This is a genomic window from Pseudomonas serbica (genome assembly GCF_028823535.1).
In the GTDB taxonomy this organism is placed as follows: Bacteria; Pseudomonadota; Gammaproteobacteria; order Pseudomonadales; family Pseudomonadaceae; genus Aquipseudomonas; species Aquipseudomonas serbica.
The window spans coordinates 97,323-121,553 of record NZ_JAQIYM010000009.1 but is presented as its reverse complement, the minus strand read 5'-3'; the positions used below and the strand labels follow the sequence as shown (position 1 = coordinate 121,553).

22 protein-coding genes are annotated in these 24,231 nt (G+C 60.9%); 13 read left to right on the top strand and 9 right to left on the bottom strand.

Annotated elements, in window-relative coordinates:
• Positions 1-159: 159 nt before the first annotated feature.
• The gene (gene ybaK, locus NQL71_RS16255) at positions 160-630 is read left to right on the top strand and encodes a Cys-tRNA(Pro) deacylase (protein WP_077185241.1); all 471 of its coding nucleotides are present in this window, start codon (positions 160-162) and stop codon (positions 628-630) included.
• Positions 631-749: 119 nt separating this feature from the next.
• On the opposite strand, the gene NQL71_RS16250 is transcribed toward ybaK, so the two are convergent.
• Both NQL71_RS16250 and argF read right to left on the bottom strand, forming a co-directional pair.
• Positions 750-1,859 carry an ABC transporter ATP-binding protein gene (locus NQL71_RS16250; RefSeq protein WP_046818892.1) on the bottom strand — a complete coding sequence of 370 codons (1,110 nt, stop codon included), beginning with the start codon at positions 1,857-1,859 and terminating at the stop codon, positions 750-752.
• Positions 1,856-2,776 (bottom strand): ornithine carbamoyltransferase, encoded by a 921-nt coding sequence (argF, locus tag NQL71_RS16245; protein ID WP_046818891.1) that lies wholly within the window; start codon positions 2,774-2,776, stop codon positions 1,856-1,858. The genes NQL71_RS16250 and argF overlap by 4 nt, the downstream gene beginning before the upstream one ends.
• 476 nt (positions 2,777-3,252) lie before the next feature.
• On the opposite strand from argF, the gene NQL71_RS16240 reads away from it, so the two are divergent.
• The 7 genes from NQL71_RS16240 (at position 3,253) to NQL71_RS16210 (ending at position 9,845) form a co-directional block, all read left to right on the top strand.
• Positions 3,253-5,361 (top strand): molybdopterin oxidoreductase family protein, encoded by a 2,109-nt coding sequence (locus NQL71_RS16240; protein WP_274643014.1) that lies wholly within the window; start codon positions 3,253-3,255, stop codon positions 5,359-5,361.
• Between the two features lie 97 nt (positions 5,362-5,458).
• The gene (gene grxD / locus NQL71_RS16235) at positions 5,459-5,800 is read left to right on the top strand and encodes a Grx4 family monothiol glutaredoxin (RefSeq protein ID WP_046818889.1); all 342 of its coding nucleotides are present in this window, start codon (positions 5,459-5,461) and stop codon (positions 5,798-5,800) included.
• Positions 5,801-5,944: 144 nt separating this feature from the next.
• Positions 5,945-6,604: a FadR/GntR family transcriptional regulator gene (locus tag NQL71_RS16230; RefSeq protein ID WP_046818888.1), complete on the top strand. Its 660-nt coding sequence runs from the start codon at positions 5,945-5,947 to the stop codon at positions 6,602-6,604.
• The gene (locus tag NQL71_RS16225; protein ID WP_077185243.1) at positions 6,594-7,892 is read left to right on the top strand and encodes a CynX/NimT family MFS transporter; all 1,299 of its coding nucleotides are present in this window, start codon (positions 6,594-6,596) and stop codon (positions 7,890-7,892) included. The genes NQL71_RS16230 and NQL71_RS16225 overlap by 11 nt, the downstream gene beginning before the upstream one ends.
• A 100-nt stretch (positions 7,893-7,992) precedes the next feature.
• A complete protein-coding gene (locus tag NQL71_RS16220; RefSeq protein WP_046818886.1) occupies positions 7,993-8,463 on the top strand; it encodes a nuclear transport factor 2 family protein in 471 nt (156 codons plus the stop codon).
• A 40-nt stretch (positions 8,464-8,503) separates the two neighbouring features.
• On the top strand, positions 8,504-8,821 hold the full coding sequence (locus tag NQL71_RS16215) for a GIY-YIG nuclease family protein (protein ID WP_248686842.1): 318 nt from the start codon (positions 8,504-8,506) through the stop codon (positions 8,819-8,821).
• Between the two features lie 88 nt (positions 8,822-8,909).
• A complete protein-coding gene (locus NQL71_RS16210; RefSeq protein ID WP_274643013.1) occupies positions 8,910-9,845 on the top strand; it encodes a glutathione S-transferase family protein in 936 nt (311 codons plus the stop codon).
• Between the two features lie 110 nt (positions 9,846-9,955).
• On the opposite strand, the gene NQL71_RS16205 is transcribed toward NQL71_RS16210, so the two are convergent.
• Together NQL71_RS16205 and yejK are read right to left on the bottom strand one after the other, a co-directional pair.
• The gene (locus NQL71_RS16205; RefSeq protein WP_046818883.1) at positions 9,956-10,306 is read right to left on the bottom strand and encodes a glutaredoxin family protein; all 351 of its coding nucleotides are present in this window, start codon (positions 10,304-10,306) and stop codon (positions 9,956-9,958) included.
• Positions 10,306-11,310, bottom strand: coding sequence for a nucleoid-associated protein YejK (gene yejK, locus NQL71_RS16200; RefSeq protein WP_046818882.1), 1,005 nt, complete (start codon positions 11,308-11,310; stop codon positions 10,306-10,308). Before yejK ends, NQL71_RS16205 begins: the two co-directional genes overlap by 1 nt.
• A 395-nt stretch (positions 11,311-11,705) precedes the next feature.
• Here yejK and NQL71_RS16195 point away from each other — a divergent pair, with 395 nt between their 5' ends.
• A complete protein-coding gene (locus NQL71_RS16195; protein WP_007905514.1) occupies positions 11,706-11,987 on the top strand; it encodes an HU family DNA-binding protein in 282 nt (93 codons plus the stop codon).
• Between the two features lie 198 nt (positions 11,988-12,185).
• Here the strand turns inward: NQL71_RS16195 and rlmF are convergent, their stop codons facing one another.
• The 5 genes from rlmF to NQL71_RS16170 form a co-directional block, all read right to left on the bottom strand.
• Positions 12,186-13,208, bottom strand: coding sequence for a 23S rRNA (adenine(1618)-N(6))-methyltransferase RlmF (gene rlmF / locus NQL71_RS16190; RefSeq protein ID WP_046818881.1), 1,023 nt, complete (start codon positions 13,206-13,208; stop codon positions 12,186-12,188).
• Between the two features lie 132 nt (positions 13,209-13,340).
• Positions 13,341-16,187: a valine--tRNA ligase gene (locus NQL71_RS16185; RefSeq protein ID WP_046818880.1), complete on the bottom strand. Its 2,847-nt coding sequence runs from the start codon at positions 16,185-16,187 to the stop codon at positions 13,341-13,343.
• Between the two features lie 225 nt (positions 16,188-16,412).
• Positions 16,413-16,799, bottom strand: coding sequence for a hypothetical protein (locus NQL71_RS16180; RefSeq protein ID WP_046818879.1), 387 nt, complete (start codon positions 16,797-16,799; stop codon positions 16,413-16,415).
• Between the two features lie 8 nt (positions 16,800-16,807).
• Positions 16,808-17,236, bottom strand: coding sequence for a DNA polymerase III subunit chi (locus NQL71_RS16175; RefSeq protein WP_274643012.1), 429 nt, complete (start codon positions 17,234-17,236; stop codon positions 16,808-16,810).
• Positions 17,237-17,296: 60 nt separating this feature from the next.
• Complete coding sequence (locus tag NQL71_RS16170) at positions 17,297-18,787, bottom strand: leucyl aminopeptidase (protein WP_046818877.1); 1,491 nt, start codon at positions 18,785-18,787, stop codon at positions 17,297-17,299.
• A gap of 431 nt (positions 18,788-19,218) precedes the next feature.
• Between NQL71_RS16170 and lptF the strand changes: the two genes are divergently transcribed.
• From lptF to lepB, 4 genes are all read left to right on the top strand, one after another.
• On the top strand, positions 19,219-20,337 hold the full coding sequence (gene lptF, locus NQL71_RS16165) for an LPS export ABC transporter permease LptF (protein ID WP_046818876.1): 1,119 nt from the start codon (positions 19,219-19,221) through the stop codon (positions 20,335-20,337).
• Complete coding sequence (lptG, locus tag NQL71_RS16160; protein WP_046818875.1) at positions 20,330-21,391, top strand: LPS export ABC transporter permease LptG; 1,062 nt, start codon at positions 20,330-20,332, stop codon at positions 21,389-21,391. The genes lptF and lptG overlap by 8 nt, the downstream gene beginning before the upstream one ends.
• Positions 21,392-21,561: 170 nt before the next feature.
• Positions 21,562-23,361 (top strand): translation elongation factor 4, encoded by a 1,800-nt coding sequence (gene lepA / locus NQL71_RS16155; protein ID WP_046818874.1) that lies wholly within the window; start codon positions 21,562-21,564, stop codon positions 23,359-23,361.
• Positions 23,362-23,366: 5 nt separating this feature from the next.
• The gene (gene lepB / locus NQL71_RS16150; RefSeq protein ID WP_248686847.1) at positions 23,367-24,221 is read left to right on the top strand and encodes a signal peptidase I; all 855 of its coding nucleotides are present in this window, start codon (positions 23,367-23,369) and stop codon (positions 24,219-24,221) included.
• Positions 24,222-24,231 lie beyond the last annotated feature (10 nt).

Here is a 24,231-nt window from a genome sequence, read left to right as displayed (position 1 = left end):
TGAACCATCGGTCACAAATAATCTATTAGTTGTGTGAATGATCGCGTCAGTGCGCGGGCGCGGCGTTTATTGCAGCTGCGAGGCGATAGAGCCTTTTGTGGATCAATGTCCTAGAATCCGGCGCAGGATTTTTCTACTGCCACCCAGTCTGGAGCCGTCATGACACCCGCATTGGATTTGCTGAAAAAGGTTCGTGCCGAACACCGTGTGCACAGTTATGAACATGACCCGAAGGCGGCGTCCTATGGGTTGGAAGCCGCGGAGAAGCTCGGACTGGATCCGGCGCAGGTGTTCAAGACCCTGCTGGCGGCCAGTGAGAAAGGCGAGTTGCTGGTGGCTGTGGTGCCGGTTGGCGGAAGTCTGGACTTGAAGGCCTTGGCGCACGCGGCCGGGGTGAAGAAAGTCGAAATGGCCGACCCTGCGGCGGCCCAGCGCTCCACCGGTTATCTATTGGGGGGGATCAGTCCGCTGGGGCAGAAGAAGCGCTTGCGCACCTTTATCGACAGTTCGGCTCAACCATTGGCGAGCATTTTTGTCAGTGCGGGCCGGCGGGGGCTGGAAGTCGAACTGGCACCGGCGGTGCTGGCGGAGCACACCCAGGGGAAATTTGCCGAGATTGGCCGTGCTTGAACTGTAGGAGCGGGCTTGCCCCAGACGGCGTTCCGACGAATGCGGCAGATCAGTTAACGAAGATGTCGACTGAGACTACGCCTTCGCTGGCAAGCCAGCTCCTACAGCGAATTGCTTCTTCAGTGGGCGGGACTGTAGCGCCGGACCCCTGAATCAACCGTCGGAATCTGCGCCGCCATGCTGCCGGACGCCTGGAACAGCACCAGGTGTTCCGCCGCGACACTAATACCGACTTCTGCGCCGATCATGTGATCGACATGGCTTGGGAAGATCGATTCCAGCTGCGCGCCGGTAGGCAATTGCAGGCGATAAAGCGTCGAGGCGCCCTGGAAAGACTTGCCGACGATCCGCGCCTTCAATGCACTGTTAGGTGCATAAACGATGTCGTCCGGACGCAGCAGCACATCCACCGCACCGCCAACCGGCCAGGTGTAGGCGCGGTTGCCGCGCAATTCCCCGAGTTCCGTTTGCACTGACTCCGGGCTGCTCAGCTGGCCGCGGATGAAATACCCCTGGCCGATGAAGCTGGCCACGTACGGCGTCAGCGGTTCGTGATAGAGGTTGTAGGGCGTATCCCACTGCTCCAGCCGGCCTTCCTTGAACACACCGACGTGATCGCTGACCGCGAAGGCTTCTTCCTGGTCGTGGGTCACCAGGATCGCGCTTGTACCCCGGGCCTTGAGAATGTCGCGCACCTCGTGGCTGAGTTTGCGGCGCAACTCACCGTCGAGATTGGAGAAGGGTTCGTCCAGCAGCAGCAATTGCGGTTCCGGCGCCAGTGCGCGAGCGAGTGCGACCCGTTGCTGCTGGCCGCCGGAGAGTTCGTGGGGATAGCGCTTGCCGAGGTTCTTCAAATTGACCAGTTCCAGCAACTCTTCGACGACGCGATCCTTGTGCGGATGCTTGCGAATACCGAAGGCGATGTTGTCGGCCACGCTCAAATGCGGAAACAGCGCGTAATCCTGGAACACCATGCCGATCCGGCGTTTCTCCGGCGCCAGGGTGAAACCGGCACTGGAGATGGTCTCGCCCGCCAGCTGGATATCCCCTTCGTGCACCGGTTCGAAACCGGCAATGGCACGCAGGGTGGTGGTCTTGCCGCACCCTGAAGAGCCGAGCAGGCAACCGATGTCACCGGCGTTCAAATGCAGGTTAAGGTTTTGCACCACCCGCTGGTCTTGGTAGCCGCAGGCAAGGTTACGCAGGTTAAGCAGTAATGGCTGGCTCATGCGTGGTGGTACGCCGGTTCGACGAGGAACTCGAGCAGGGCTTTTTGCGCGTGCAGGCGGTTTTCAGCCTGGTCCCATGCCACCGAACGCGCGTCGTCGAGCAGGTCGACACTGATTTCTTCGCCGCGGTGAGCCGGCAGGCAGTGCATGAACAACACGTCTTCAGCAGCCAGGTCGAGCAGGGCGCGGTTGACCTGATACGGCGCAAACAGTTGCAGGCGCTTGGCGGTTTCCTCTTCCTGGCCCATCGAGGTCCAGACGTCGGTGCTCACCAGGTGCGCACCACGCACGGCATCCTTTGGATCGCGAACGATGGTCACCCGGTCGCCGGCCTTGGCCACGAATTCGGGGTTGGGTTCGTAACCTTCCGGGCAGGCCACACGCAACTGGAAGTCGAACTGAATCGCCGCTTCTATATAGCTGTTGCACATGTTGTTGCCGTCGCCGATCCAGGCCACGGTCTTGCCCTGGATCGAGCCACGGTGTTCGAGGAACGTCTGCATGTCGGCCAGCAACTGGCACGGGTGCAGGTCGTCGGACAGGCCGTTGATCACCGGCACGCGGGAGTTGGCGGCGAATTCGGTCAGGTTGCTGTGGGCAAAGGTACGGATCATCACGGCGTCGAGCATGCTCGACATGACGATCGCGCAGTCGCCGATCGGCTCGCCACGGCCCAATTGGGTATCGCGGGGCGACAGGAAGATCGCCTGGCCACCGAGCTGGATCATGCCGGCTTCGAAGGAAATGCGGGTGCGGGTCGAGGACTTTTCGAAAATCATCCCGAGCACGCGATTTTTCAAGGGCTCGAACAGTACGCCGCGGTTACGCAGGTCTTTGAGCTCAACGCCTCGACGGATCACGCTGACCAGCTCTTCGGGCGTGCAATCCATCAGGGAGAGAAAGTGCCTTGCGCTCATCATTGACTACCTTTTTGCTACAAACCGCAGATGCTCAAAGCCTTGTTTAACGGAACAACGGGCGAGACCTGCGGCGTAAGCCGCACGGGGCGACGAAATAGGGGAAGGCGCGATCTTATAATTAAATGTCGCGTCTTACCAATAGGGCTACGGTTTTTAGGGGATTCGGAGGGGCTACGGGATGACCGCGATAGCGCTTTTGAAGCCTGTTTCCTGACTGCAGCCAGGTATTTGTACACCGGCGCCGTGGAACTTGGCAATCAGAGGGGGCGGGGATGGTGCGCAGGCAGTCGCTTTGCGCACGGTTACCCGTCGCCGCCACCGAGGCTGTCGTCGCGATGATCGCCGGCGGTTATCGGCAGGCCTGATGTCCACCGATTCACAAGACGAACGTCGCTGGCGCGGTGGCGGGGCTGGCGCCATAGTTTTGTTCCCGCGGTCGATATTGCCCGCCCAGAACAAGACAGAGACTGGCCATGACCAAGACTCTCCATCACCGTGCGTGCCATTTGTGTGAAGCCATCTGCGGCCTGACCATCGAAACCACCGAAGTCGAAGCCGGAAACCTGCAGATCACCTCGATCAAGGGCGACCCCCAGGACAGCTTCAGCCGCGGGCACATCTGCCCCAAGGCGGTGGCCCTGCAAGACATCCAGAACGATCCGGATCGCCTGCATCGACCGATGCTGCGGGTGGGCAGCGAATGGCAGCCGATCGAGTGGGACGCCGCCTTCGACCTGGTTGCCGAACGCCTGGCGGCCATCCAGGCGCGCCACGGGCAGAACGCGGTAGCGGTTTACCAGGGCAACCCCAGCGTGCACAACTATGGGTTGATGACCCACAGCAATTACTTCCTTGGCCTGTTGAAAACCCGCAACCGGTTTTCCGCGACGTCGGTCGACCAGTTGCCCCATCACCTGACCAGTCACTTGATGTACGGCCACGGTTTGCTGTTGCCGATACCGGACATCGATCACACCGACTTCATGCTGATCCTCGGCGGCAATCCGCTGGCCTCCAACGGCAGCATCATGACTGTGCCGGACGTGGAAAAACGCTTGAAGGCCATCCAGGCCCGGGGCGGCAAAGTGGTGGTGGTCGATCCGCGTCGCAGCGAAACGGCGGCGATTGCCGACCAGCATCTGTTCGTGCGTCCCGGTGGCGATGCGGCGCTGCTGTTCGGTCTGCTCAATACTTTGTTCGCCGAGGGCCTGACCCGCGACAGTCATTTGCCGGTGGACGGCCTGGATGACGTGCGCGAAGCCGTGGCAGGTTTCAGCGCCGAAACCATGAGTCCCTTGTGCGCGGTGCCGGCGGAGCAGATCCGCCAGTTGGCGCGGGATTTTGCCGCAGCACCCACGGCGGTTTGCTACGGCCGCATGGGCGTCTCGACCCAGGCCTTCGGCACGCTGTGCCATTGGCTGGTGCAGTTGATCAACCTGGTCACCGGTAACCTCGACCGCGTCGGCGGCGCGTTGTGCACCGAGCCAGCGGTTGACCTGGTGGCCTCGACGTCGGGCGGGCATTTCAATCTGTGGCAGAGCCGGGTGTCCGGGCGCCCTGAGTACGGCGGCGAACTGCCGGTGTCGGCGTTGGCCGAAGAGATGCTGACCGAAGGCGAAGGGCAGGTTCGCGCGCTGATTACCGTAGCGGGCAACCCGGTGCTGTCCACGCCCAATGGTCGTCAGCTGGAACAGGCGCTGGATGGCCTGGAGTTCATGGTCAGCATCGACCTGTATATCAATGAAACCACGCGTTATGCCGACCTGATCCTGCCGTCCACCTCGGCGCTGGAAAACGATCATTACGACACCACCTTCAACATGTTTGCGGTGCGCAACGTCAGCCGCTTCAATCGCGCCATACTGCCCAAGCCTGAAGGTGCCTTGCACGACTGGGAGATTTTCGTCGGCTTGGCCAAGGCGTTCGCGGCAAAAACGGGCAAGGAGTTGAAGCCCACCATCGCCCCGGCGCAGATGATCGACCGCGGTTTGCGCCTGGGACTTTACGGCGACGCGTCCCGGCACAAGCTGTCACTGGCCACCCTGTTCGATCATCCCCATGGGGTTGACCTGGGCGCGCTGAAACCCAACCTGGCGCCGCGTCTTAAAACCGCCAACCAGCGAGTCCAGGCGGCCCCCTTCGCCATCCTCGCCGACCTGGCGCGCTTCGCGGCATTGCAGGCGCCCGCCGCCGATGAGTTGCTAATGATCGGCCGGCGCCATGTGCGCAGCAACAACTCGTGGATGCACAACTATCACCGGCTGGTGAAGGGCAAGCCGCGTCACCAGTTGTTGATGCATCCGCAGGATCTGGCCAGTCGCGGGCTGAACGACGGGCAGCGGGTACGGGTCAGTTCGCGGGTCGGGGTGATCGAGGTGGAAGTGTTGGCCAGCCTGGATATGATGAAAGGTGTGGTCAGCCTTCCGCACGGTTGGGGTCATGCGCGACCAGGCGTACAGATGACCATCGCCAGCGGCCAACCGGGCTCCAGCGCCAATGACCTGACCGACGAGTGTCAGCTCGACGAGTTGTCGGGTAACGCGGCGTTGAACGGTGTGCCGGTGACCGTAGTAGCGGCCTGATCGCATCTGACGGAGAGACCGAGCAGGGCGCTCGGCTTTCCGTTACAATGCGCCACCGTGCCGACCCATGAGTCGGAAAGTTCAGCCGAGGTGCTCCATGGATATCATCGAAACGATTAAAGAGCAGATTGCCAACAACACCATTCTGCTTTACATGAAAGGCTCGCCGAATGCCCCGCAGTGTGGCTTCTCCGCGAAAGCCGCGCAGGCCGTGATGGCGTGTGGCGAAAAATTTGCGTACGTGGATATCCTGCAGAACCCGGAAATCCGCGCCAACCTGCCAAAGTACGCCAACTGGCCAACCTTCCCGCAGCTGTGGGTAGCGGGCGAGCTGGTCGGCGGTAGCGACATCATGACCGAGATGTCCGCTGACGGTTCGCTGCAGTCCCTGATCAAGGACGCGGCAGCCAAAGCTGCAGCAGCCAAGACCGAAGCCTGATACAGGGCATCAAAAAAACCCTTCACGGTTATTCGTGAAGGGTTTTTTTTCGCCCCGGGAAAAATCATCGGGGTTGTCCTGCCGGATGAAGCTGACTAACATGTCAGAAAATTCATCCTATGATTGGATGACAGGGCGAATCCGATGTCTGATATTTCTCCGCTAGTAAAACGCTCCCTGGTCGACCAGGCCCTGGAGCAATTGCGCTTGCGCATCAACCAGGGCGTCTGGACGGTGGGGCAACGCCTGCCGACCGAGCCCGAGCTGTCCGCCGAACTGGGCATCAGTCGCAACACGGTGCGCGAAGCCATGCGTGTGCTGGCGTTTTCCGGGTTGATCGAGATTCGCCAGGGTGACGGCAGTTACCTGCGAGCCTTGGTCGACCCGCTGGACACCCTCAAGGCGCTGTCCCGCTGTTCCCTCGAGCAGGCACGCGAGACCCGGCACATCCTCGAAGTCGAGGCCATCGGCCTTGCTGCCCTGCGCCGTACCGATGAAGACCTGGTGGCATTGCGCGAGGCCCTGGGCGTCAGCGGCAGCCACTATCACGGCGATCTCGACACCTACATCGCCTGTGACCTGGTGTTCCACCGCCGCTTGGTGGACGCCGCACACAACCCGACCCTCAGCGAGCTGTATCGCTATTTCTCCAGCGTCGTCGGCGAACAATTGCGCCACTGCCTGAACATCACGCCACGGCGCCAGGAGGTCTTCGACCTGCACGTCGAATTGCTCGATGCCGTGGAGCAACGCGACCCGGAACGGGCCAAAGCCCTGTCGAGGCAGTTGATCAATGAACCTTGAAACCGAGAACCCCATGTCCAGAGATCTCCCATCACCCAAGCGCACGGCAGAGCTGGAAGAGCTGCTGATCGATGCCGAGGCCGATGACGAACAGGTCCAGCAAACCCAACCGATCCTGGTTCGGCCGTGGCTGTTGCTGCTGGGTTTGATCCTGGTGGCACTGAACCTGCGCCCGGCGTTGTCGAGCATGGCGCCGATGCTGAGTGAAGTGTCGAAAAGCCTCGGGCTGTCGGCGTCACAGGCCGGGTTGCTGACCACCTTGCCGGTGCTTTGTCTTGGCCTGTTCGCGCCGCTGGCGCCGGTGCTGGCGCGTCGATTCGGCGCGGAGCGGGTGGTGCTGGGCATTCTCCTGACCCTGGCGGGCGGGATCATCCTGCGCAGTTCCTTTGGCGAGATCGGCCTGTTCGCTGGCAGCGTGCTGGCAGGTGCCAGCATCGGCGTGATCGGCGTGTTGCTGCCTGGCATCGTCAAGCGCGACTTCGCCAAACAGGCCGGGACCATGACCGGCGTCTACACCATGGCCCTGTGCCTCGGTGCGGCCATGGCGGCGGGCGCGACGGTGCCGCTGAGTGAACATTTCGATAAAAGCTGGGCCATGGGCCTCGGTTTCTGGGTGATTCCGGCGCTGGTCGCGGCGCTGTTCTGGTTGCCCCAGGTCGGGCACAAACACGGCGCGCACAACGTGGCCTATCGAGTGCGTGGCCTGCTGCGCGACCCGCTGGCCTGGCAGGTGACCTTGTACATGGGCTTGCAATCGTCGCTGGCCTACATCGTGTTCGGTTGGTTGCCGTCGATCCTGATCGGTCGCGGGCTCACCCCGACCCAGGCCGGCCTGGTGCTGTCGGGTTCAGTGATCGTTCAGTTGGTTAGCTCCCTCGCGGCACCCTGGCTGGCGACACGCGGCAAGGACCAGCGCCTGGCGATCGTGATCGTCATGGCGCTGACCCTGGGTGGCCTGTTCGGTTGCCTGTACGCGCCAATCGATGGCTTGTGGGGCTGGGCGATTGTGCTGGGACTGGGGCAGGGCGCCACGTTCAGCCTGGCGTTGACCCTGATCGTGCTGCGCTCACGGGACTCCCATGTGGCCGCGAACCTGTCGAGCATGGCCCAGGGCTTCGGTTACACCCTGGCGTCCATGGGGCCGTTCGCGGTCGGCATCGTGCATGACTGGACCGGTGGCTGGAACGCCGTGGGCTGGATCTTCGGCGTCATCGGCCTGGGTGCGATCATCGCCGGGCTCGGTGCCGGGCGGGCACTGTACGTGCAAGTCGCAAGCGAAAAAGTCTGACCCCTGCCCACTATCGGTATTCGCCTTGCGAATGCCGATAGTGTTCGGTGTATTTGCAGACTATCGTGCAGGCAATTCATCAACCGTACGGAGCCTGCCCATGAGTGATGCCCATAGCGCATTGATCACCCAGTTCTACCAAGCCTTCCAGCGGCTGGATGCCGAGGCCATGAGTGCCTGCTATACCGATGACGTGGTGTTCAGTGATCCGGCGTTCGGCGAGCTTCGCGGGCGCGATGCGGGTGACATGTGGCGCATGCTGACGACCCGGGCCAAGGATTTTTCCCTGACCTTCGATAACGTTCAAGCGGGCGAGCGCACCGGTACTGCTCATTGGGTGGCGACGTACCTGTTCAGCCAGACGGGCAACACGGTGATCAACGACATCCATGCGCGCTTCGTCTTTCGCGACGGCAAGATTTGCGAGCATCACGACCGCTTTGATTTGTGGAAGTGGTCGCGTCAGGCACTGGGCCTCAAAGGCCTGCTGCTGGGTTGGAGCCCACTGGTGCGCAACGCCGTTCGAGCACAGGCGCTGAAGGGCCTGAAGGCATTCCAGGCCAGTCGCTGATAAGATTGCGGCTTGTTTCCCTCCAAGCCCCGATCGTCACGTGAACAGCCCAAGCGAATCCTGCGCCATTGCCGCCGAACCCACACCCGTCAGTAAAACCTGGTTCGTCTACCTCGTTCGCGCGGCCAATGGATCGCTTTATTGTGGGATCAGTGACGATCCGCAAAAACGTTTCGCCAAGCACCAAAGCGGTAAGGGCGCACGCTTCTTTCTCTCCAGTCCGGCCATGGCGCTGGTCTACACCGAAGCCTGTCGCGACAAGAGCGACGCGTTGCGCCAGGAGCGCCTGATAAAGAAACTCAGGAAGAGTGCCAAGGAGTGCCTGGTGGCGAGCGCGAATACCGCCTTATCAATTTGACTGATCAGTTCCCATCAGGCCGATCTGTAGGCTGCGAACAGATTGCGCGCTAAGCTGCGGGTTCCTGATTCTTGCGGCGGAGCCGAGCATGTCCGAGTTGATTCTGCATCATTACCCGACGTCCCCCTTCGCCGAAAAAACCCGGCTGCTGTTAGGTTTCAAAGGACTGTCCTGGCACTCGGTGAAAATTTCGCCGGTAATGCCCAAGCCCGATTTGACGGCGTTGACCGGTGGTTATCGCAAGACCCCGGTGTTGCAGATCGGCGCGGATATCTATTGCGACACCGCCTTGATCGCCCGTCGCCTCGAGCAGGAAAAAGCCCTGCCGGCGTTCTTCCCCGAAGGACAGGAAATGATCGCCGCGTCCTTCGCGGCGTGGGCCGATTCGGTGGTGTTCCAGCATGCGGTCAGCCTGGTATTCCAGCCGGAATCGATAGCGGTGCGTTTCGGCAATTTGTCCCCTGAAGCGATCAAGGCCTTCATCGCCGACCGGACCGGTTTGTTCAGTGGCGGCAGTGCGACCCGCTTGTCCGCCGAGCAGGCCCGGCACCAATGGCCGACAATCATGGCGCGCCTGGAGCAGCAGCTGCAGCGCGAGGAGGGGGATTACCTGTTTGGCGAGCCGTCGATTGCCGACTTCGCCATGGCTCATCCGCTGTGGTTCCTCAAGGCAACACCCGTGACTTCGCCGCTTGTGGATAACTACCCGGCGATCTCGGCGTGGTTGGCGCGGGTGCTGGGATTCGGCCACGGTGCGCCGAGTGAAATGACGTCTGAAGAAGCGCTGAGTGTGGCCCGTGACGCGACGCCTGCTGCATTGCCGGATGAAGCGTTCGAAGATCCGAATGGTTTCAAGGCGGGTCAGCAAGTGGTGATTGCCGCCACTGACTATGGCGTTGATCCGGTGGCGGGGGAGTTGGTGTTTGCCGGCAGGGAGGAGTTGATTGTGCGTCGAGAAGACGAGCGTGGCGGCGTGGTGCATGTACACGTTCCGCGATTCGGTTTCCGTATCGAGGCGCAATAACTTCGCCCTACGCGACCCTGTAGGAGCTGGCTTGCCAGCGAAGACGGTGGTTCAGTCGACAAATGTGCCGACTGAACCACCGCATTCGCTGGCAAGCCAGCTCCTACCAGTCATTTCAACGCCGCCAGAATCGCATCCGGGTCATACCCGCGAATCAAGGTCCCGTTCACATCGATGATCGGAATCCCACCGCCTCCCAACGCCTGGTAGGCCTTGCGAGCCTCGGCATCCTTCTCGATATCGAACGCCTTGTACGCAATGCCCTTCTGATCAAGAAAGCGCTGGGTCAGCTTGCAGTAGCCACACCACTCAGTGGCGTAGAGCACGACGTTGGCCTTGGCCTGGGTCTGCTCGGACACCACCTGTGAAGGGTTGAATACCCGCTCGATCTTGCCCCAGTTCTGATAGACCACGACCACCAGCAGGACCAGCAGGCATTTCTTCAGTACGTTGCCCAGCATCAGTTGCGGCGCTTGAGCTGGTCAGTGAGCGAGGTCGGCAGGCCCTTGATGATCAAGGTGCCGGCTTCTTCGTCGTACTCGATTTTCGAACCCAGCAGGTGCGCTTCGAAGCTGATGGACAGGCCTTCGGCTCGGCCGGTGAAGCGGCGGAACTGGTTCAGGGTGCGCTTATCGGCCGGGATCTCTGGCGACAGGCCGTAGTCCTTGTTGCGGATATGGTCGTAGAAGGCTTTCGGGCGTTCTTCGTCGATCAGCCCCGACAACTCTTCCAGGCCCATGGGCTCGCCGAGCTTGGCCTGGCTGCTGGCGTAGTCCACCAGGGTCTTGGTTTTCTCGCGGGCGTCGTCTTCGGGCAGGTCTTCGCTTTCGACGAAGTCACTGAAGGCCTTGAGCAGGGTGCGGGTTTCCCCGGGGCCGTCGACGCCTTCCTGGCAGCCGATGAAGTCGCGGAAATACTCCGATACTTTTTTCCCGTTCTTGCCCTTGATGAACGAGATGTACTGCTTGGACTGCTTGTTGTTCTGCCACTCGGACACGTTGATCCGCGCCGCCAGGTGCAACTGGCCCAGGTCCAGGTGGCGGGAGGGGGTCACGTCCAGTTCGTCAGTCACTGCGACGCCTTCACTGTGGTGCAGCAAGGCGATGGCCAGGTAATCGGTCATGCCTTGCTGATAGTGGGCGAACAGGACGTGGCCGCCGACCGAGAGGTTGGACTCCTCCATCAGTTTTTGCAGGTGCTCGACAGCCACGCGACTGAAGGCGGTAAAGTCCTTGCCGCCCTCGAAATACTCCTTCAGCCAGCCGCTGAACGGATGCGCCCCGGATTCGGCATGGAAGAAACCCCAGGCCTTGCCTTGTTTGGCGTTATAGCTTTCGTTGAGGTCGGCAAGCATGTTCTCGATGGCGCTCGACTCGGCCAGTTCGGAGTCGCGAGCGTGCAGAACTGCAGGTGTGCCGTCGGGTTTTTTGTCGATCAGGTGGACGATGCAATGACGGATCGGCATGGGCTTCTCGGCTGATTGAAGACGGGAGTGCGCGCTCCCCGAAAAAGCGCCCAGTGTACCGCAACCACTGGTTTTGGCGTGGTGCGAACGGCAATTGCGGGGTGACCGGTGGTGCTTATGCGGTTTTTTCCCGATTTAGAGCAATAAAGCTGACCAATTGGGTAGCTAGAGGCGGATATTTCCCCGTCTCTGTGCTAGTTTTGCCCGGTCTTACGCGTAGTCACTGCGTTAAGCGTGCATTCAGCATTTGTCAGGTCGAACCAAACCCTGATTTCGGAATCTATAACCCCGATCCCGTGGTTATTTGACCGAGGGTGCCAGATCCAGAAGATCGGGCTCGATGGCTGACACTGCACTCTGCAATCCATATGAATTTGATAGGGAAGGAACACTACATGGCTCTTACTAAAGACCAACTGATCGCCGACATCGCTGAAGCTATCGACGCGCCGAAAACCACCGCGCGTAACGCTCTGGACCAACTGGGCCAAATCGTTGCCGATCAGCTGGAAAACGGCGGCGAAATCACTCTGCCAGGTATCGGCAAGCTGAAAGTGACTGAGCGTCCTGCCCGTACTGGCCGTAACCCTTCGACTGGCGCTGCCATCGAAATCGCTGCCAAGAAAGTGATCAAGCTGGTTGTGGCCAAAGGCCTGACCGACGCTGTTAACAAGTAAGACTTGTTAAAAAAAACCGTGCGCCGGAGCGATCCGCGCACGGTTTTTTTGTATCTGCGATTTACCACGAACACCCTATTTCCAATGTGGGAGCGGGCTTGCTCGCGAAGGCAGTGTATCCGTCACCATTGAAGTCGACTGATGCACCGCCTTCGCGAGCAAGCCCGCTCCCACAGTTGATCTGCGTCGATCACTTGTTCAGCTTTTGCTTGTCCAACGCTCGCGCCAGGCCTGCTGCTGTTCTTGAGTGTGGAAGGTCCAGGCCACGAAACGGCTCTGCTTCTGGCCCTGGGACATTTCCACCACCTGACTTTGCAGGGCGCCGGCCTTCTTCAGGGCGGTCTGGATCGCCGGCAGGTTCGAGGCTTTCGACACCAGGGTGCTGAACCACAACACCTGCTGGCCCACTTGCGCGCTCTCGCTGATCAGTTGCGTAACGAACCGCGCTTCGCCGCCCTCGCACCACAACTCCGCCGCCTGACCGCCGAAATTCAGCACCGGCAGTTTGCGTTTCGGATCGGCCTTGCCCAGCGCGCGCCATTTACGGCTGCTGCCCCGGGTGGCTTCCTCCAGCGAGGCGTGGAACGGTGGGTTGCACATCGTCAGGTCAAAGCGCTCGGCGCTCTCCAGCAGGCCCAGCAAGATATGCTTGCGGTTGCCCTGCTGACGAACCTGGATGGCCTTGTTCAAGCCGTTGGACTGGATGATGGCCTTGGCGGCGGCAATGGCGGTGGTGTCGATTTCCGAGCCGAGAAACTGCCAGCGGTAGTCGCTGTGGCCGATCAACGGGTACACGCAGTTGGCGCCCATGCCCACGTCCAGCACCTTCACCGCCGCACCGCGGGGAATGACGCCGTCATTGACGCTGGCCAACAGGTCGGCGAGGAAGTGTACGTAGTCCGCACGGCCCGGGACCGGCGGGCACAGGTAATCGGCCGGTATGTCCCAGTGGGCGATGCCGTAGAACGACTTGAGCAGCGCCCGGTTGAACACCCGCACCGCGTCCGGGCTGGCGAAGTCGATGCTTTCCTTGCCGTACGGGTTGATGATCACGAACTTCGCCAGCTCCGGCGTGCTCTTGATCAGTGCCGGGAAGTCGTAGCGACCCTGGTGGCGATTGCGCGGGTGCAGGCTGGCCTTTTCGCGCGGCTCAACGGCCTTGGCCGGGGTCGCGGATTCGGGCTTTTTACGCGCAGGTCTGGGTGTGCGGGGGGCGGTCATGGGTGTGGTCGATTCGGGTATGGCTGAAAGTGGCTGGCATTGTCCCACAGGTGTTTAGGGGTGTTTGGAAAAAAGTGGCGGGCATAAAAAAGGGAGGCCACCCGGGCCTCCCTTTTTTATTGCGATTTGCCGTTACAGGCTGGCAATCCGCGCATGTTGCTCCGCCAGCTTGCCCAGAGCCTGTTCGGCTTCGGCCAGTTTGGCGCGTTCTTTCTCGATGACTTCGGCAGGCGCCTTGTCAACGAAACCGGCATTGGACAGCTTGCCGCCGACGCGCTGCACTTCGCCTTGCAGGCGCTGGATTTCCTTGTCCAGGCGCGCAAGCTCGGCACCTTTGTCGATCAGGCCGGCCATCGGCACCAGCACTTCCATCTCGCCGACCAGTGCGGTGGCGGACAGCGGCGCTTCTTCGCCAGCCGCCAGCACGGTGATCGATTCGAGGCGCGCCAGTTTCTTCAGCAGGGCTTCGTTTTCGCTCAGGCGACGCTGGTCCTCGGCGCTGACGTTCTTCAGGAACAACGGCAGCGGTTTGCCCGGGCCGATGTTCATTTCGCCACGGATGTTACGTGTGCCGAGCATCAGGCCCTTGAGCCATTCGATGTCGTCTTCGGCGGCCTGGTCGATGCGTGCTTCGTTGGCCACAGGCCAAGGTTGCAGCATGATCGTCTTGCCTTCGATACCGGCCAGCGGCGCGAGGCGCTGCCAGATTTCTTCGGTGATGAACGGCATGAACGGATGCGCCAGGCGCAGGGCCACTTCGAGCACGCGAACCAAGGTGCGGCGCGTACCGCGCTGGCGTTCGACCGGTGCGTTTTCGTCCCACAGCACGGGCTTGGACAGTTCCAGGTACCAGTCGCAATACTGGTTCCAGATGAACTCGTACAAGGCTTGCGCAGCCAGGTCGAAACGGAACTGGTCGAGCTGACGGGTCACTTCGGCTTCGGTGCGCTGCAGCTGCGAAATGATCCAGCGATCGGCCAGCGAAAGCTCGTAGGCTTCGCCGTTCTGACCGCAGTCTTCGCCTTTGTCCAGCACGTAGCGCGCAGCGTTCCAGATCTTGTTGCAGAAGTTGCGATAGCCTTCGACGCGGCCCATGTCGAACTTGATGTCGCGACCGGTGGACGCCAGCGAGCAGAAAGTGAAGCGCAGGGCGTCGGTGCCGTAGCTGGCGATGCCTTCGGCGAACTCTTCGCGGGTCTGCTTCTCGATCTTCTTCGCCAGTTTCGGCTGCATCATGCCGGAGGTACGCTTTTGAACAAGCTCTTCCAGCTCGATGCCGTCGATGATGTCCAGCGGGTCAAGGACGTTGCCCTTGGACTTGGACATCTTCTGGCCCTGGCCATCACGCACCAGGCCGTGCACGTACACGGTCTTGAACGGTACCTGCGGCGTGCCGTCTTCGTTCTTCACCAAATGCATGGTGAGCATGATCATCCGGGCAACCCAGAAGAAAATGATGTCGAAACCGGTGACCAGCACGTCGGTGGAATGGAATTTTTTCAGGAATTCGGTCTGTTCCGGCCAGCCGAGGGTGGAGAAGGTCCACAGGCCCGAGCTGAACCAGGTGTCGAGTACGTCGTTGTCCTGTTGCAACGCCACGTCCGGGCCGAGGTTGTGCTTGGCGCGCACTTCAGCTTCGTCGCGACCGACGTAGACTTTGCCCGACTCGTCGTACCAGGCGGGAATCCGGTGGCCCCACCACAGCTGACGGCTGATGCACCAGTCCTGGATGTCGCGCATCCATGAGAAGTACATGTTCTCGTACTGCTTGGGCACGAACTGGATACGACCGTCTTCAACGGCGGCAATCGCAGGTTCGGCCAGCGGTTTGGTGGACACGTACCACTGGTCGGTCAGCCACGGCTCGATGATGGTGCCGGAGCGATCGCCTTTCGGCACTTTCAGGGCGTGATCGTCGACGCTGACCAGCAGGCCTGCGGCTTCGAATGCCGCTACGATCTGCTTGCGCGCTTCGAAGCGGTCCAGGCCGGCATATTCAGCCGGGATCTTGCCGTCGATCGTTTCGTTCAGGCTGCCGTCGAGGTTGAACGCCTGAACGGCTGGCAGGACGTTGGCGTTCTTGTCGAAGATGTTTAGCAGCGGCAGGTTGTGACGCTTGCCGACTTCGTAGTCGTTGAAATCGTGGGCCGGGGTGATTTTCACGCAGCCGGTGCCGAATTCAGGGTCGCAGTAATCATCGGCGATGATCGGGATGCGGCGGCCGACCAGCGGCAGCTCGACAAATTTTCCGATCAGGGCTTTGTAGCGTTCATCGTTCGGGTTAACCGCGACGGCGGAGTCGCCGAGCATGGTTTCCGGACGAGTCGTCGCGACGATCAGGAAGTCGTTGCCTTCAGCGGTTTTGGCGCCGTCGGCCAGCGGGTATTTCAGGTTCCACAGGAAACCTTTCTCGTCGTGGTTTTCCACTTCAAGGTCGGAAATCGCCGTGTGCAGCTTGGTGTCCCAGTTGACCAGGCGCTTGCCGCGGTAGATCAGGCCGTCTTCGTGCAGGCGCACGAAGGCTTCCTTCACGGCTTCCGAGAGGCCGTCGTCCATGGTGAAGCGCTCGCGGCTCCAGTCCACGGACGAGCCGAGGCGACGGATCTGACGGCTGATGTTGCCGCCGGACTGATCCTTCCATTCCCAGACTTTCTCGAGGAATTTGTCGCGGCCCAGATCGTGGCGATTTTGGCCTTGGGCTTCGAGTTGACGCTCCACCAGCATTTGCGTGGCGATACCGGCATGGTCGGTACCCGGTTGCCACAGGGTGTTGCGACCCTGCATGCGGCGGAAACGGATCAAGGCGTCCATGATCGCGTTGTTGAAGCCATGGCCCATGTGCAGGCTGCCGGTGACGTTCGGCGGCGGGATCATGATGGTGTAGGACTCGCCCGCGCCTTGCGGGGCGAAGTAATTCTCTGACTCCCAGGTGTTGTACCAGGAAGTTTCAATGGCGTGCGGCTGGTAGGTCTTATCCATGCGCGGCGGGACCCTATTGGCATTTATTCAGGAAAAGCCGGCAAGTATAGCGGGGCATGGGGCGTAGGGCGAGCAGGTGCGGACAGGGCGCGTCCGCAAAACTGATGCAAATCCCCTTGTCGGAGCAAGCGTGCTCGCGATGGCAGTGTGTCAGTCGACTTGAATGGTGGCTGGCACACGCTTTCGCGAGCAAGCCCGCTCCCACAGGGGGAGCTGTGTTTGGGCTCAGTCGTTGTACTGGCTGAGAAGCCGCTCCATGCGCGCACTGAGGCGGCGTTTGATTTCGGTTTCGATGTGCGGCGCGAAGTCGTCGATCACGTCTTGCATGATCAATTGCGCGGCGGCGCGCAGTTCGGTGTCGAGGTACAGCAGGGCGTCAGCGCTTTTGCTGGTCGTCGGTGCCGGTTCGGCGGGTTTGGGAGCGGGTGGCTCGACGACCGGCGCAGGCTCGTTCACGGTGTCGAACAACATCGGAATCTGTTCCTGGTCACCTTCTTCGACCGTATCGGTCAGCAGGGGAGGTTGCAGGTTGTCATCGCCGAGCAGTTGGCGGATCGACTCAAGGTCGTCCAGCAGGTGCGCGGATTGTTGCAGCGGTTTTGGAGTGTCCATCGGAATGCTCAGAGTCGCTGTAAACGGTGATCTTGCAGAGGATAGCCCTGTTCGCGGTAGAAACGGAAACTCTCCCGCGCAGCAGCCCTGATCGTCGGATCCTCCACCACCACTTCCGCCACTCGGGCGAACTTGCTGGCGAAGGCCGGGACTTTCAGGTCGAGATTGACCAGCAAATCCTGATGCTGACCGCAGTCTTCGCCCAAGCCCAGGGCAATCAAGCCGTCAGGTTCGCTGTCGGCAGGGCCGTGGGGCACGAAGCTTTCGCCCTTGAACGCCCACAGGCGTGCATCGAGATCATCGCGCTGGGCCGCATCACTGCAATGCAGGTAGATGCGGTGGCCCATGCGCCAGGCTTTCTCGGTGAGCTTGCAGGCAAAGTCCAGGCGTGCCGAAGGATCGGCGCTGGGCAGGATATAGAAGTCGACTTTGGTCATGGCGGTTCCAGAGCGGCTAGCGGCGTCACCGGAAAGTGACGCCGCTGCCCATCAACGGTTTCAGGCTTTGGCGCGATCCAGCAGGTACTGGGTCAGCAGGGGAACCGGACGGCCAGTGGCACCCTTGTCCTTGCCGCCGCTGGTCCAGGCCGTGCCGGCGATGTCCAGGTGTGCCCAGTTCAGGTTCTTGGTGAAGCGCGACAGGAAGCAGGCCGCCGTGATGGTGCCGGCTTTCGGGCCGCCAATGTTGGCGATGTCGGCGAACGGGCTGTCCAGCTGTTCCTGGTATTCATCGAACAGCGGCAGTTGCCAGGCGCGGTCGTCGGCAGCCTTGCCGGCGCTCAGCAGTTGGTCGATCAATTCGTCGTTGTTGCCCAACAGGCCCGAGGTGTGGGAACCCAGGGCAACCACGCAGGCGCCGGTCAGGGTCGCGATGTCGATCACCGCTTGCGGCTTGAAACGCTCGGAGTAGGTCAGGGCGTCGCACAGCACCAGGCGGCCTTCGGCGTCGGTGTTGAGGATTTCCACGGTCTGGCCGCTCATGGTGGTGACGATGTCGCCCGGACGCGAAGCGTTGCCGCTCGGCATGTTCTCGGCGCAGGCCAGGATGCACACCAGGTTGATCGGCAGCTTCAGTTCGAGCACGGCACGCAGGGTGCCGAACACGCTGGCGGCGCCGCCCATGTCGTACTTCATTTCATCCATGCCGGCGCCCGGCTTGAGGCTGATGCCGCCGGTGTCGAAGGTGATGCCTTTGCCGACCAGCGCGTACGGCTTCTCGGATTTCTTGCCGCCGTTGTATTGCATGACGATCAGGCGCGGTGGCTGGGCGCTACCCTGGCCGACGGCATAGAACGATCCCATGCCCAGGGCCTTGATTTTCTTCTCGTCGAGGACTTCGACTTTCAGGTCCTTGAACGCTTTGCCCAGGTTCTTGGCTTGCTCGCCGAGGAAAGTCGGGTGGCAGATGTTCGGCGGCAGGTTGCCCAGGTTGCGAGTGAACGCCATGCCGTTGGCAATGGCAGTGGCGTGGTTCACGGCGCGTTGCACTTCCGCCTCGGCGGCCTTGATGGTCACCAAAGTGACTTTCTTCAGGGCGCGTGGCTCGGCTTTCTGGCTCTTGAACTGATCGAACTGGTACTCGCCATCCACCAGGGTTTCGGCCAGCAGGCGGGTCTTGCCATAGCTGTCGCGGCCCTTGACCACGATTTCATCCAGGGCCAGCACTGCATCGCTGCCACCCAGGCCCTTGAGCGTGTTGAGGATGCCGGCGATGATCTTGCGGAACGGGCGGTCGCCCAGTTCTTCATCCTTGCCCACGCCGACCAGCAATACCCGTTCGGCTTTCAGGTTTGGCAGGCTGTGCAGCAACAGGCTCTGGCCAACCTTGCCGGCCAGGTCGCCGCGCTTGAGCACTGCACTGATGGCGCCGGCGCTGAGTTCGTCGAGCTGTTTGGCCACAGCGCCGAGCTTGCGGCCTTCGCCGACGGCAACCACCAGCGTGGCGGTCTTCAACGTTTGCGGGTTGACGCTTTTTACAACCAGTTCCATGTCCGGGTCCCTGAATTGATGGTCGATACGCAAGCGCTGGACAAGGTACGGGCAGCGCTTGCTTATAAATAGGAAGGCGCCAGGATCGACCGGCGACGAAGGCGGCAGTTTGAACCTCGCCAGCGGCGCCTGACAACCCTCGGTTGTACGATCTTCGCGGTTTTGTCGGCCACCGTAGGAGCGGGCCTGCTCGCGAAGAACCTGGGGGCGCCGAGGGGGTGCAGGTTTTCCGCGTTATCGTTGACGACCATCGTCGGATCGCCGCCCGGAGCAAGCTCGCTCCTACACCCGCGCCAATGCATTGCGCAGTGACAGGCGGACCCAATCACAGGATAATGCGCCATCTTTTTTTTCGGCAGTTCTGCATTGTGGGCTGTCTGATGTGTTTGCTTGTTTGGCCGCCTTAGCCTGACAACCCTGGAGTGTCTGGTTTGATTGTCTTCCGTTATCTATCCCGCGAAGTCCTGTTGACCTTGAGTGCCGTCAGTGCGGTGTTGCTGGTCATCATCATGAGTGGACGCTTCATCAAGTACCTCGCGCAGGCAGCATCGGGTCAGCTGGACCCGGGCTCGCTGTTCCTCATCATGGGCTTTCGCCTGCCGGGGTTCCTGCAGCTGATCCTGCCCCTGGGCCTGTTTCTCGGGATCCTGCTGGCCTATGGCCGCCTTTACCTGGAAAGCGAGATGACCGTGCTGTCGGCCACGGGCATGAGCCAGCAACGCCTGTTTCGCATGACCCTGTTCCCGGCAACCCTGGTTGCGCTGATCGTTGCCTGGTTGAGTCTGAGCCTGGCGCCACAGGGCGCCAATCAGTTCCAGTTGCTGCTGAACAAGCAGGATGCCCTGACCGAGTTCGACACCCTTGAGCCTGGCCGTTTCCAGGCCCTGCGCGACGGCACGCGGGTAACCTATACCGAGAAGTTGTCGGACGACCGCATCAATCTGGCCGGGGTCTTCATTTCGCAAAAGAACGTCAGTTCCGACAAGAAGGATCGCGGGATCTCGGTGCTGGTGGCGGAAAAAGGCCGGCAGGAAATCCGCCCTGACGGCAACCGCTACCTGATCCTCGACAACGGCTACCGCTATGACGGTAATCCAGGTCAGGCCGATTACCGGGCAATCAAGTACGACGAATACGGCGTGCTGCTGCCCAAGCCGGACGTGAGCGACGAAGTGACCGACCGGGACGCCATGCCCACGAGCTCCTTGCTGGGCAGCGACGACCTCCGTTCCCGCACCGAGCTGCAATGGCGCCTGTCCCTGCCGTTGCTGGTGTTCATCGTGACCTTGATGGCGGTGCCGCTGTCGCGGGTCAATCCGCGCCAGGGCCGTTTCCTCAAACTGTTGCCGGCAATCCTTCTTTATATGGCCTACCTGACCATCCTGATTGCTGCTCGCGGCGCCCTCGAAAAGGGCAAGATCCCGCCGGCGTTGGGGTTGTGGTGGGTGCACGGGATATTCCTGGTCATCGGCCTGGGCTTGCTCTACTGGGAGCCCTTGCAGTTGAAGAGGGCGAGTCGCCGCAGTGCGCTGGAGGTGGCCCGTGGTTAAGCTCGACCGCTACATTGGTAGCAGCGTGTTCGTGGCGATCCTGGCGGTACTGGGGATCATTCTCGGCCTGGCCACGTTGTTCGCCTTCATCGACGAAATGGGCGACGCCAGCGATACCTATACCTTGCTCGATGTCCTGAGCTACGTATTGTTGACGGCGCCACGCCGGCTCTACGACATGTTGCCGATGGCAGCCCTGATCGGCTGCCTGATCGGCCTCGGCAGCCTGGCCAGCAACAGCGAGCTGACCATCATGCGTGCGGCTGGCGTGTCCATCGGGCGAATCGTCTGGGCGGTCATGAAGCCGATGCTGGTGCTGATGGTGGTGGGCGTGCTGATCGGCGAATACGTTGCGCCGGCGACCGAAAGCACCGCCCAGGCCAACCGTTCGCTGGCCCAGGGCAGTGGCGACGCGCAAAGCGCCAAGCACGGCCTGTGGCATCGCCAGGGTGACGAATTCATCCACGTCAACTCCGTGCAACCCAATGGCCTGCTGTATGGCGTGACCCGTTATCACTTCGACAAGGAACGCCACATGCTGTCGGCCAGCTTCGCCAAGCGCGCGGAGTTCGACAAGGATCACTGGCAGCTGTCCGATGTCACCACCACGGTTTTTCATGAGAAGAACACCGAAGTGGTGACCGCCCCGGTCGAGCGCTGGGATGTGGCGTTGAGCCCGCAACTGTTGAGTACGGTGGTCATGGCGCCGGAATCGCTATCGATCTCGGGGCTGTGGGGCTACATCCACTATCTGGCGGACCAGGGGCTGAACAATGGCCGTTACTGGCTGGCGTTTTGGGTCAAGGTGTTGCAGCCGCTGGTCACCGCTGCCCTGGTACTGATGGCGATTTCCTTCATCTTTGGTCCGTTGCGCTCAGTGACCCTCGGTCAGCGGGTGTTTACCGGTGTACTGGTGGGTTTCACCTTCCGTATAGCCCAGGATTTGCTGGGTCCTTCGAGCCTGGTCTTCGGTTTCTCGCCACTGTTTGCGGTGCTTGTGCCCGCCAGTATCTGTGCCCTGGCCGGGCTCTGGTTGTTGCGTCGCGCTGGTTGATGGCGGTCTGTTCGACGCTTGACTGGTGATAAAAACGCCCCTGTCGCAAGACCGGGGCGTTTTTGTACGGGCCGTCTGGCCTGCAAACGTGACGCTTGCGCCGTGGATCAGGTACAATTCCCGGCTATTTTTCGGCGGGCTATGCCTGCAGCCTTTTTGAGTGTTGATCCGTGAGTGATTTGAGTCATATCCGCAATTTCTCCATCATCGCCCACATTGACCATGGCAAGTCGACGCTGGCCGATCGCTTCATCCAGATGTGCGGCGGCCTGGCCGAGCGTGAAATGGAAGCCCAGGTACTGGATTCCATGGATCTTGAGCGTGAGCGCGGGATCACCATCAAGGCGCACAGCGTCACGCTGTATTACAAGGCTCGCGATGGCGTCACCTACCAACTGAACTTCATCGATACGCCCGGTCACGTGGACTTCACCTATGAGGTGAGCCGTTCGCTGGCAGCCTGTGAAGGCGCGCTGCTGGTGGTCGATGCCGGTCAAGGCGTTGAAGCGCAATCGGTTGCCAACTGCTACACGGCGATCGAGCAGGGCCTGGAAGTGATGCCGGTCCTGAACAAGATCGACCTGCCACAGGCCGATCCGGACCGCGTAAAAGAAGAAATCGAAAAAATCATCGGCATCGATGCCACCGACGCGGTCACTTGCAGTGCCAAGACCGGCCTGGGCGTCGATGAAGTGCTGGAGCGTCTGGTCACCACCATTCCTGCTCCGACCGGCAACATCGAAGATCCGCTGCAGGCGTTGATCATCGACTCCTGGTTCGACAACTACCTGGGCGTCGTGTCCCTGGTGCGCGTGCGCCACGGTCGCGTGAAGAAGGGCGACAAGATCCTGGTCAAGTCCACCGGCAAGATCCACCTGGTGGACAGCGTGGGCGTGTTCAACCCGAAACACACCGCTACCGTCGACCTCAAGGCCGGTGAAGTAGGCTTCATCATCGCCGGTATCAAGGACATTCACGGTGCACCGGTGGGTGACACCCTGACCTTGAGCTCGACGCCGGACGTCGATGTGCTGCCAGGCTTCAAGCGCATTCAGCCGCAGGTCTACGCCGGCCTTTTCCCGGTCAGCTCCGACGACTTCGAAGACTTCCGTGAAGCCCTGCAAAAGCTCACCCTGAACGACTCGTCGCTGCAGTACACCCCGGAAAGCTCCGACGCCCTGGGCTTCGGCTTCCGTTGCGGCTTCCTCGGCATGCTGCACATGGAGATCATCCAGGAGCGCCTGGAGCGCGAGTACGACCTGGACCTGATCACCACGGCGCCGACGGTAATCTTCGAGCTGCTGCTCAAGACCGGTGAGACGATCTACGTCGATAACCCGTCGAAGTTGCCGGATCTGTCGTCGATCGAAGACATGCGCGAGCCGATCGTGCGCGCCAACATCCTTGTGCCGCAAGAGCACCTGGGCAACGTCATTACCCTGTGCATCGAAAAACGCGGTGTGCAGGTCGACATGCTGTTCCTCGGCTCCCAGGTCCAGGTGACCTACGACTTGCCGATGAACGAAGTGGTGCTGGACTTCTTCGATCGCCTGAAGTCCACCAGCCGCGGCTATGCTTCGCTGGATTACCATTTCGATCGTTACCAATCGGCTAGTCTGGTGAAACTGGACGTGCTGATCAACGGCGACAAGGTCGACGCCCTGGCGTTGATCGTGCACCGTGACAATGCGCACTACAAAGGTCGCCAGTTGACCGAGAAGATGAAAGAACTGATTCCGCGGCAGATGTTCGACGTGGCAATCCAGGCCGCCATTGGCGGGCAGATTGTGGCGCGTACAACCGTCAAGGCGCTCAGAAAGAACGTATTGGCCAAATGCTACGGCGGTGACGTCAGCCGTAAGAAAAAGCTGCTGGAAAAGCAAAAGGCCGGTAAAAAACGCATGAAGCAGGTCGGCAACGTGGAAATTCCACAAGAAGCCTTCCTTGCCGTGCTCAGGTTGGATAGTTAGGTCCTATGTCACTAAATTTCCCGCTGTTGCTGGTCATCGCCGTGTTCGTCTGCGGCCTGTTGGCGTTGCTTGATCTGTTGATCCTGGCACCGCGTCGGCGTGCCGCCATCGCTTCTTATCAGGGCAGCGTCAGCCAGCCTGATGGGGTGGTGGTCGAGAAGCTGAGCAAGGAACCGCTGCTGGTCGAATACGGCAAGTCGTTCTTCCCGGTGTTGTTCATCGTGCTGGTACTGCGTTCGTTCCTGGTGGAACCGTTCCAGATCCCGTCCGGCTCGATGAAACCGACCCTGGACGTCGGCGACTTCATTCTGGTGAGCAAGTTTTCCTACGGGATTCGCTTGCCGGTGATCGACAAGAAAATCATCGAAGTCGGTGAGCCACAGCGTGGCGATGTGATGGTATTCCGCTTCCCGAGCGATCCGAACGTCAACTACATCAAGCGTGTAGTCGGGCTGCCGGGCGACACGGTGCGGTATACCGCTGACAAGCGTCTGTTCGTCAACGGCGAGTCGATTGCCGAGAAGCTGATCGGCTCCGAGCCGGGCACGCTGGGCAGCGCCGAGCTCTACAAGGAAAAACTCGGTGCCGCCGAGCACTTGATCCGCAAGGAAATGAGCCGTTATCGCGCAACGCCGGACCGTTCGTGGGCCGTGCCAGCCGGGCACTACTTCATGATGGGCGACAACCGCGACAACTCCAACGACAGTCGCTACTGGGATGATCCAGCTATTCCCAAGGATCTGCTGGGCATGGTTCCCGACAAGAATATCGTCGGCAAGGCCTTCGCGGTCTGGATGAGCTGGCCGGAACCCAAACTCAGTCACCTGCCGAATTTCTCGCGGGTTGGCCTGATCCAGTAATCAAACACGG

Bases quoted from the DNA above. Each gene is read 5' to 3' on its own strand.
- ybaK (WP_077185241.1), top strand. From the start codon at position 160: ATGACACCCGCATTGGATTTGCTGAAAAAGGTTCGTGCCGAACACCGT.
- NQL71_RS16250 (WP_046818892.1), bottom strand. From the start codon at position 1,859: ATGAGCCAGCCATTACTGCTTAACCTGCGTAACCTTGCCTGCGGCTAC.
- argF (WP_046818891.1), bottom strand. From the start codon at position 2,776: ATGAGCGCAAGGCACTTTCTCTCCCTGATGGATTGCACGCCCGAAGAG.
- NQL71_RS16240 (WP_274643014.1), top strand. From the start codon at position 3,253: ATGACCAAGACTCTCCATCACCGTGCGTGCCATTTGTGTGAAGCCATC.
- grxD (WP_046818889.1), top strand. From the start codon at position 5,459: ATGGATATCATCGAAACGATTAAAGAGCAGATTGCCAACAACACCATT.
- NQL71_RS16230 (WP_046818888.1), top strand. From the start codon at position 5,945: ATGTCTGATATTTCTCCGCTAGTAAAACGCTCCCTGGTCGACCAGGCC.
- NQL71_RS16225 (WP_077185243.1), top strand. From the start codon at position 6,594: ATGAACCTTGAAACCGAGAACCCCATGTCCAGAGATCTCCCATCACCC.
- NQL71_RS16220 (WP_046818886.1), top strand. From the start codon at position 7,993: ATGAGTGATGCCCATAGCGCATTGATCACCCAGTTCTACCAAGCCTTC.
- NQL71_RS16210 (WP_274643013.1), top strand. From the start codon at position 8,910: ATGTCCGAGTTGATTCTGCATCATTACCCGACGTCCCCCTTCGCCGAA.
- NQL71_RS16205 (WP_046818883.1), bottom strand. From the start codon at position 10,306: ATGCTGGGCAACGTACTGAAGAAATGCCTGCTGGTCCTGCTGGTGGTC.
- yejK (WP_046818882.1), bottom strand. From the start codon at position 11,310: ATGCCGATCCGTCATTGCATCGTCCACCTGATCGACAAAAAACCCGAC.
- NQL71_RS16195 (WP_007905514.1), top strand. From the start codon at position 11,706: ATGGCTCTTACTAAAGACCAACTGATCGCCGACATCGCTGAAGCTATC.
- rlmF (WP_046818881.1), bottom strand. From the start codon at position 13,208: ATGACCGCCCCCCGCACACCCAGACCTGCGCGTAAAAAGCCCGAATCC.
- NQL71_RS16185 (WP_046818880.1), bottom strand. From the start codon at position 16,187: ATGGATAAGACCTACCAGCCGCACGCCATTGAAACTTCCTGGTACAAC.
- NQL71_RS16180 (WP_046818879.1), bottom strand. From the start codon at position 16,799: ATGGACACTCCAAAACCGCTGCAACAATCCGCGCACCTGCTGGACGAC.
- NQL71_RS16175 (WP_274643012.1), bottom strand. From the start codon at position 17,236: ATGACCAAAGTCGACTTCTATATCCTGCCCAGCGCCGATCCTTCGGCA.
- NQL71_RS16170 (WP_046818877.1), bottom strand. From the start codon at position 18,787: ATGGAACTGGTTGTAAAAAGCGTCAACCCGCAAACGTTGAAGACCGCC.
- lepB (WP_248686847.1), top strand. From the start codon at position 23,367: ATGTCACTAAATTTCCCGCTGTTGCTGGTCATCGCCGTGTTCGTCTGC.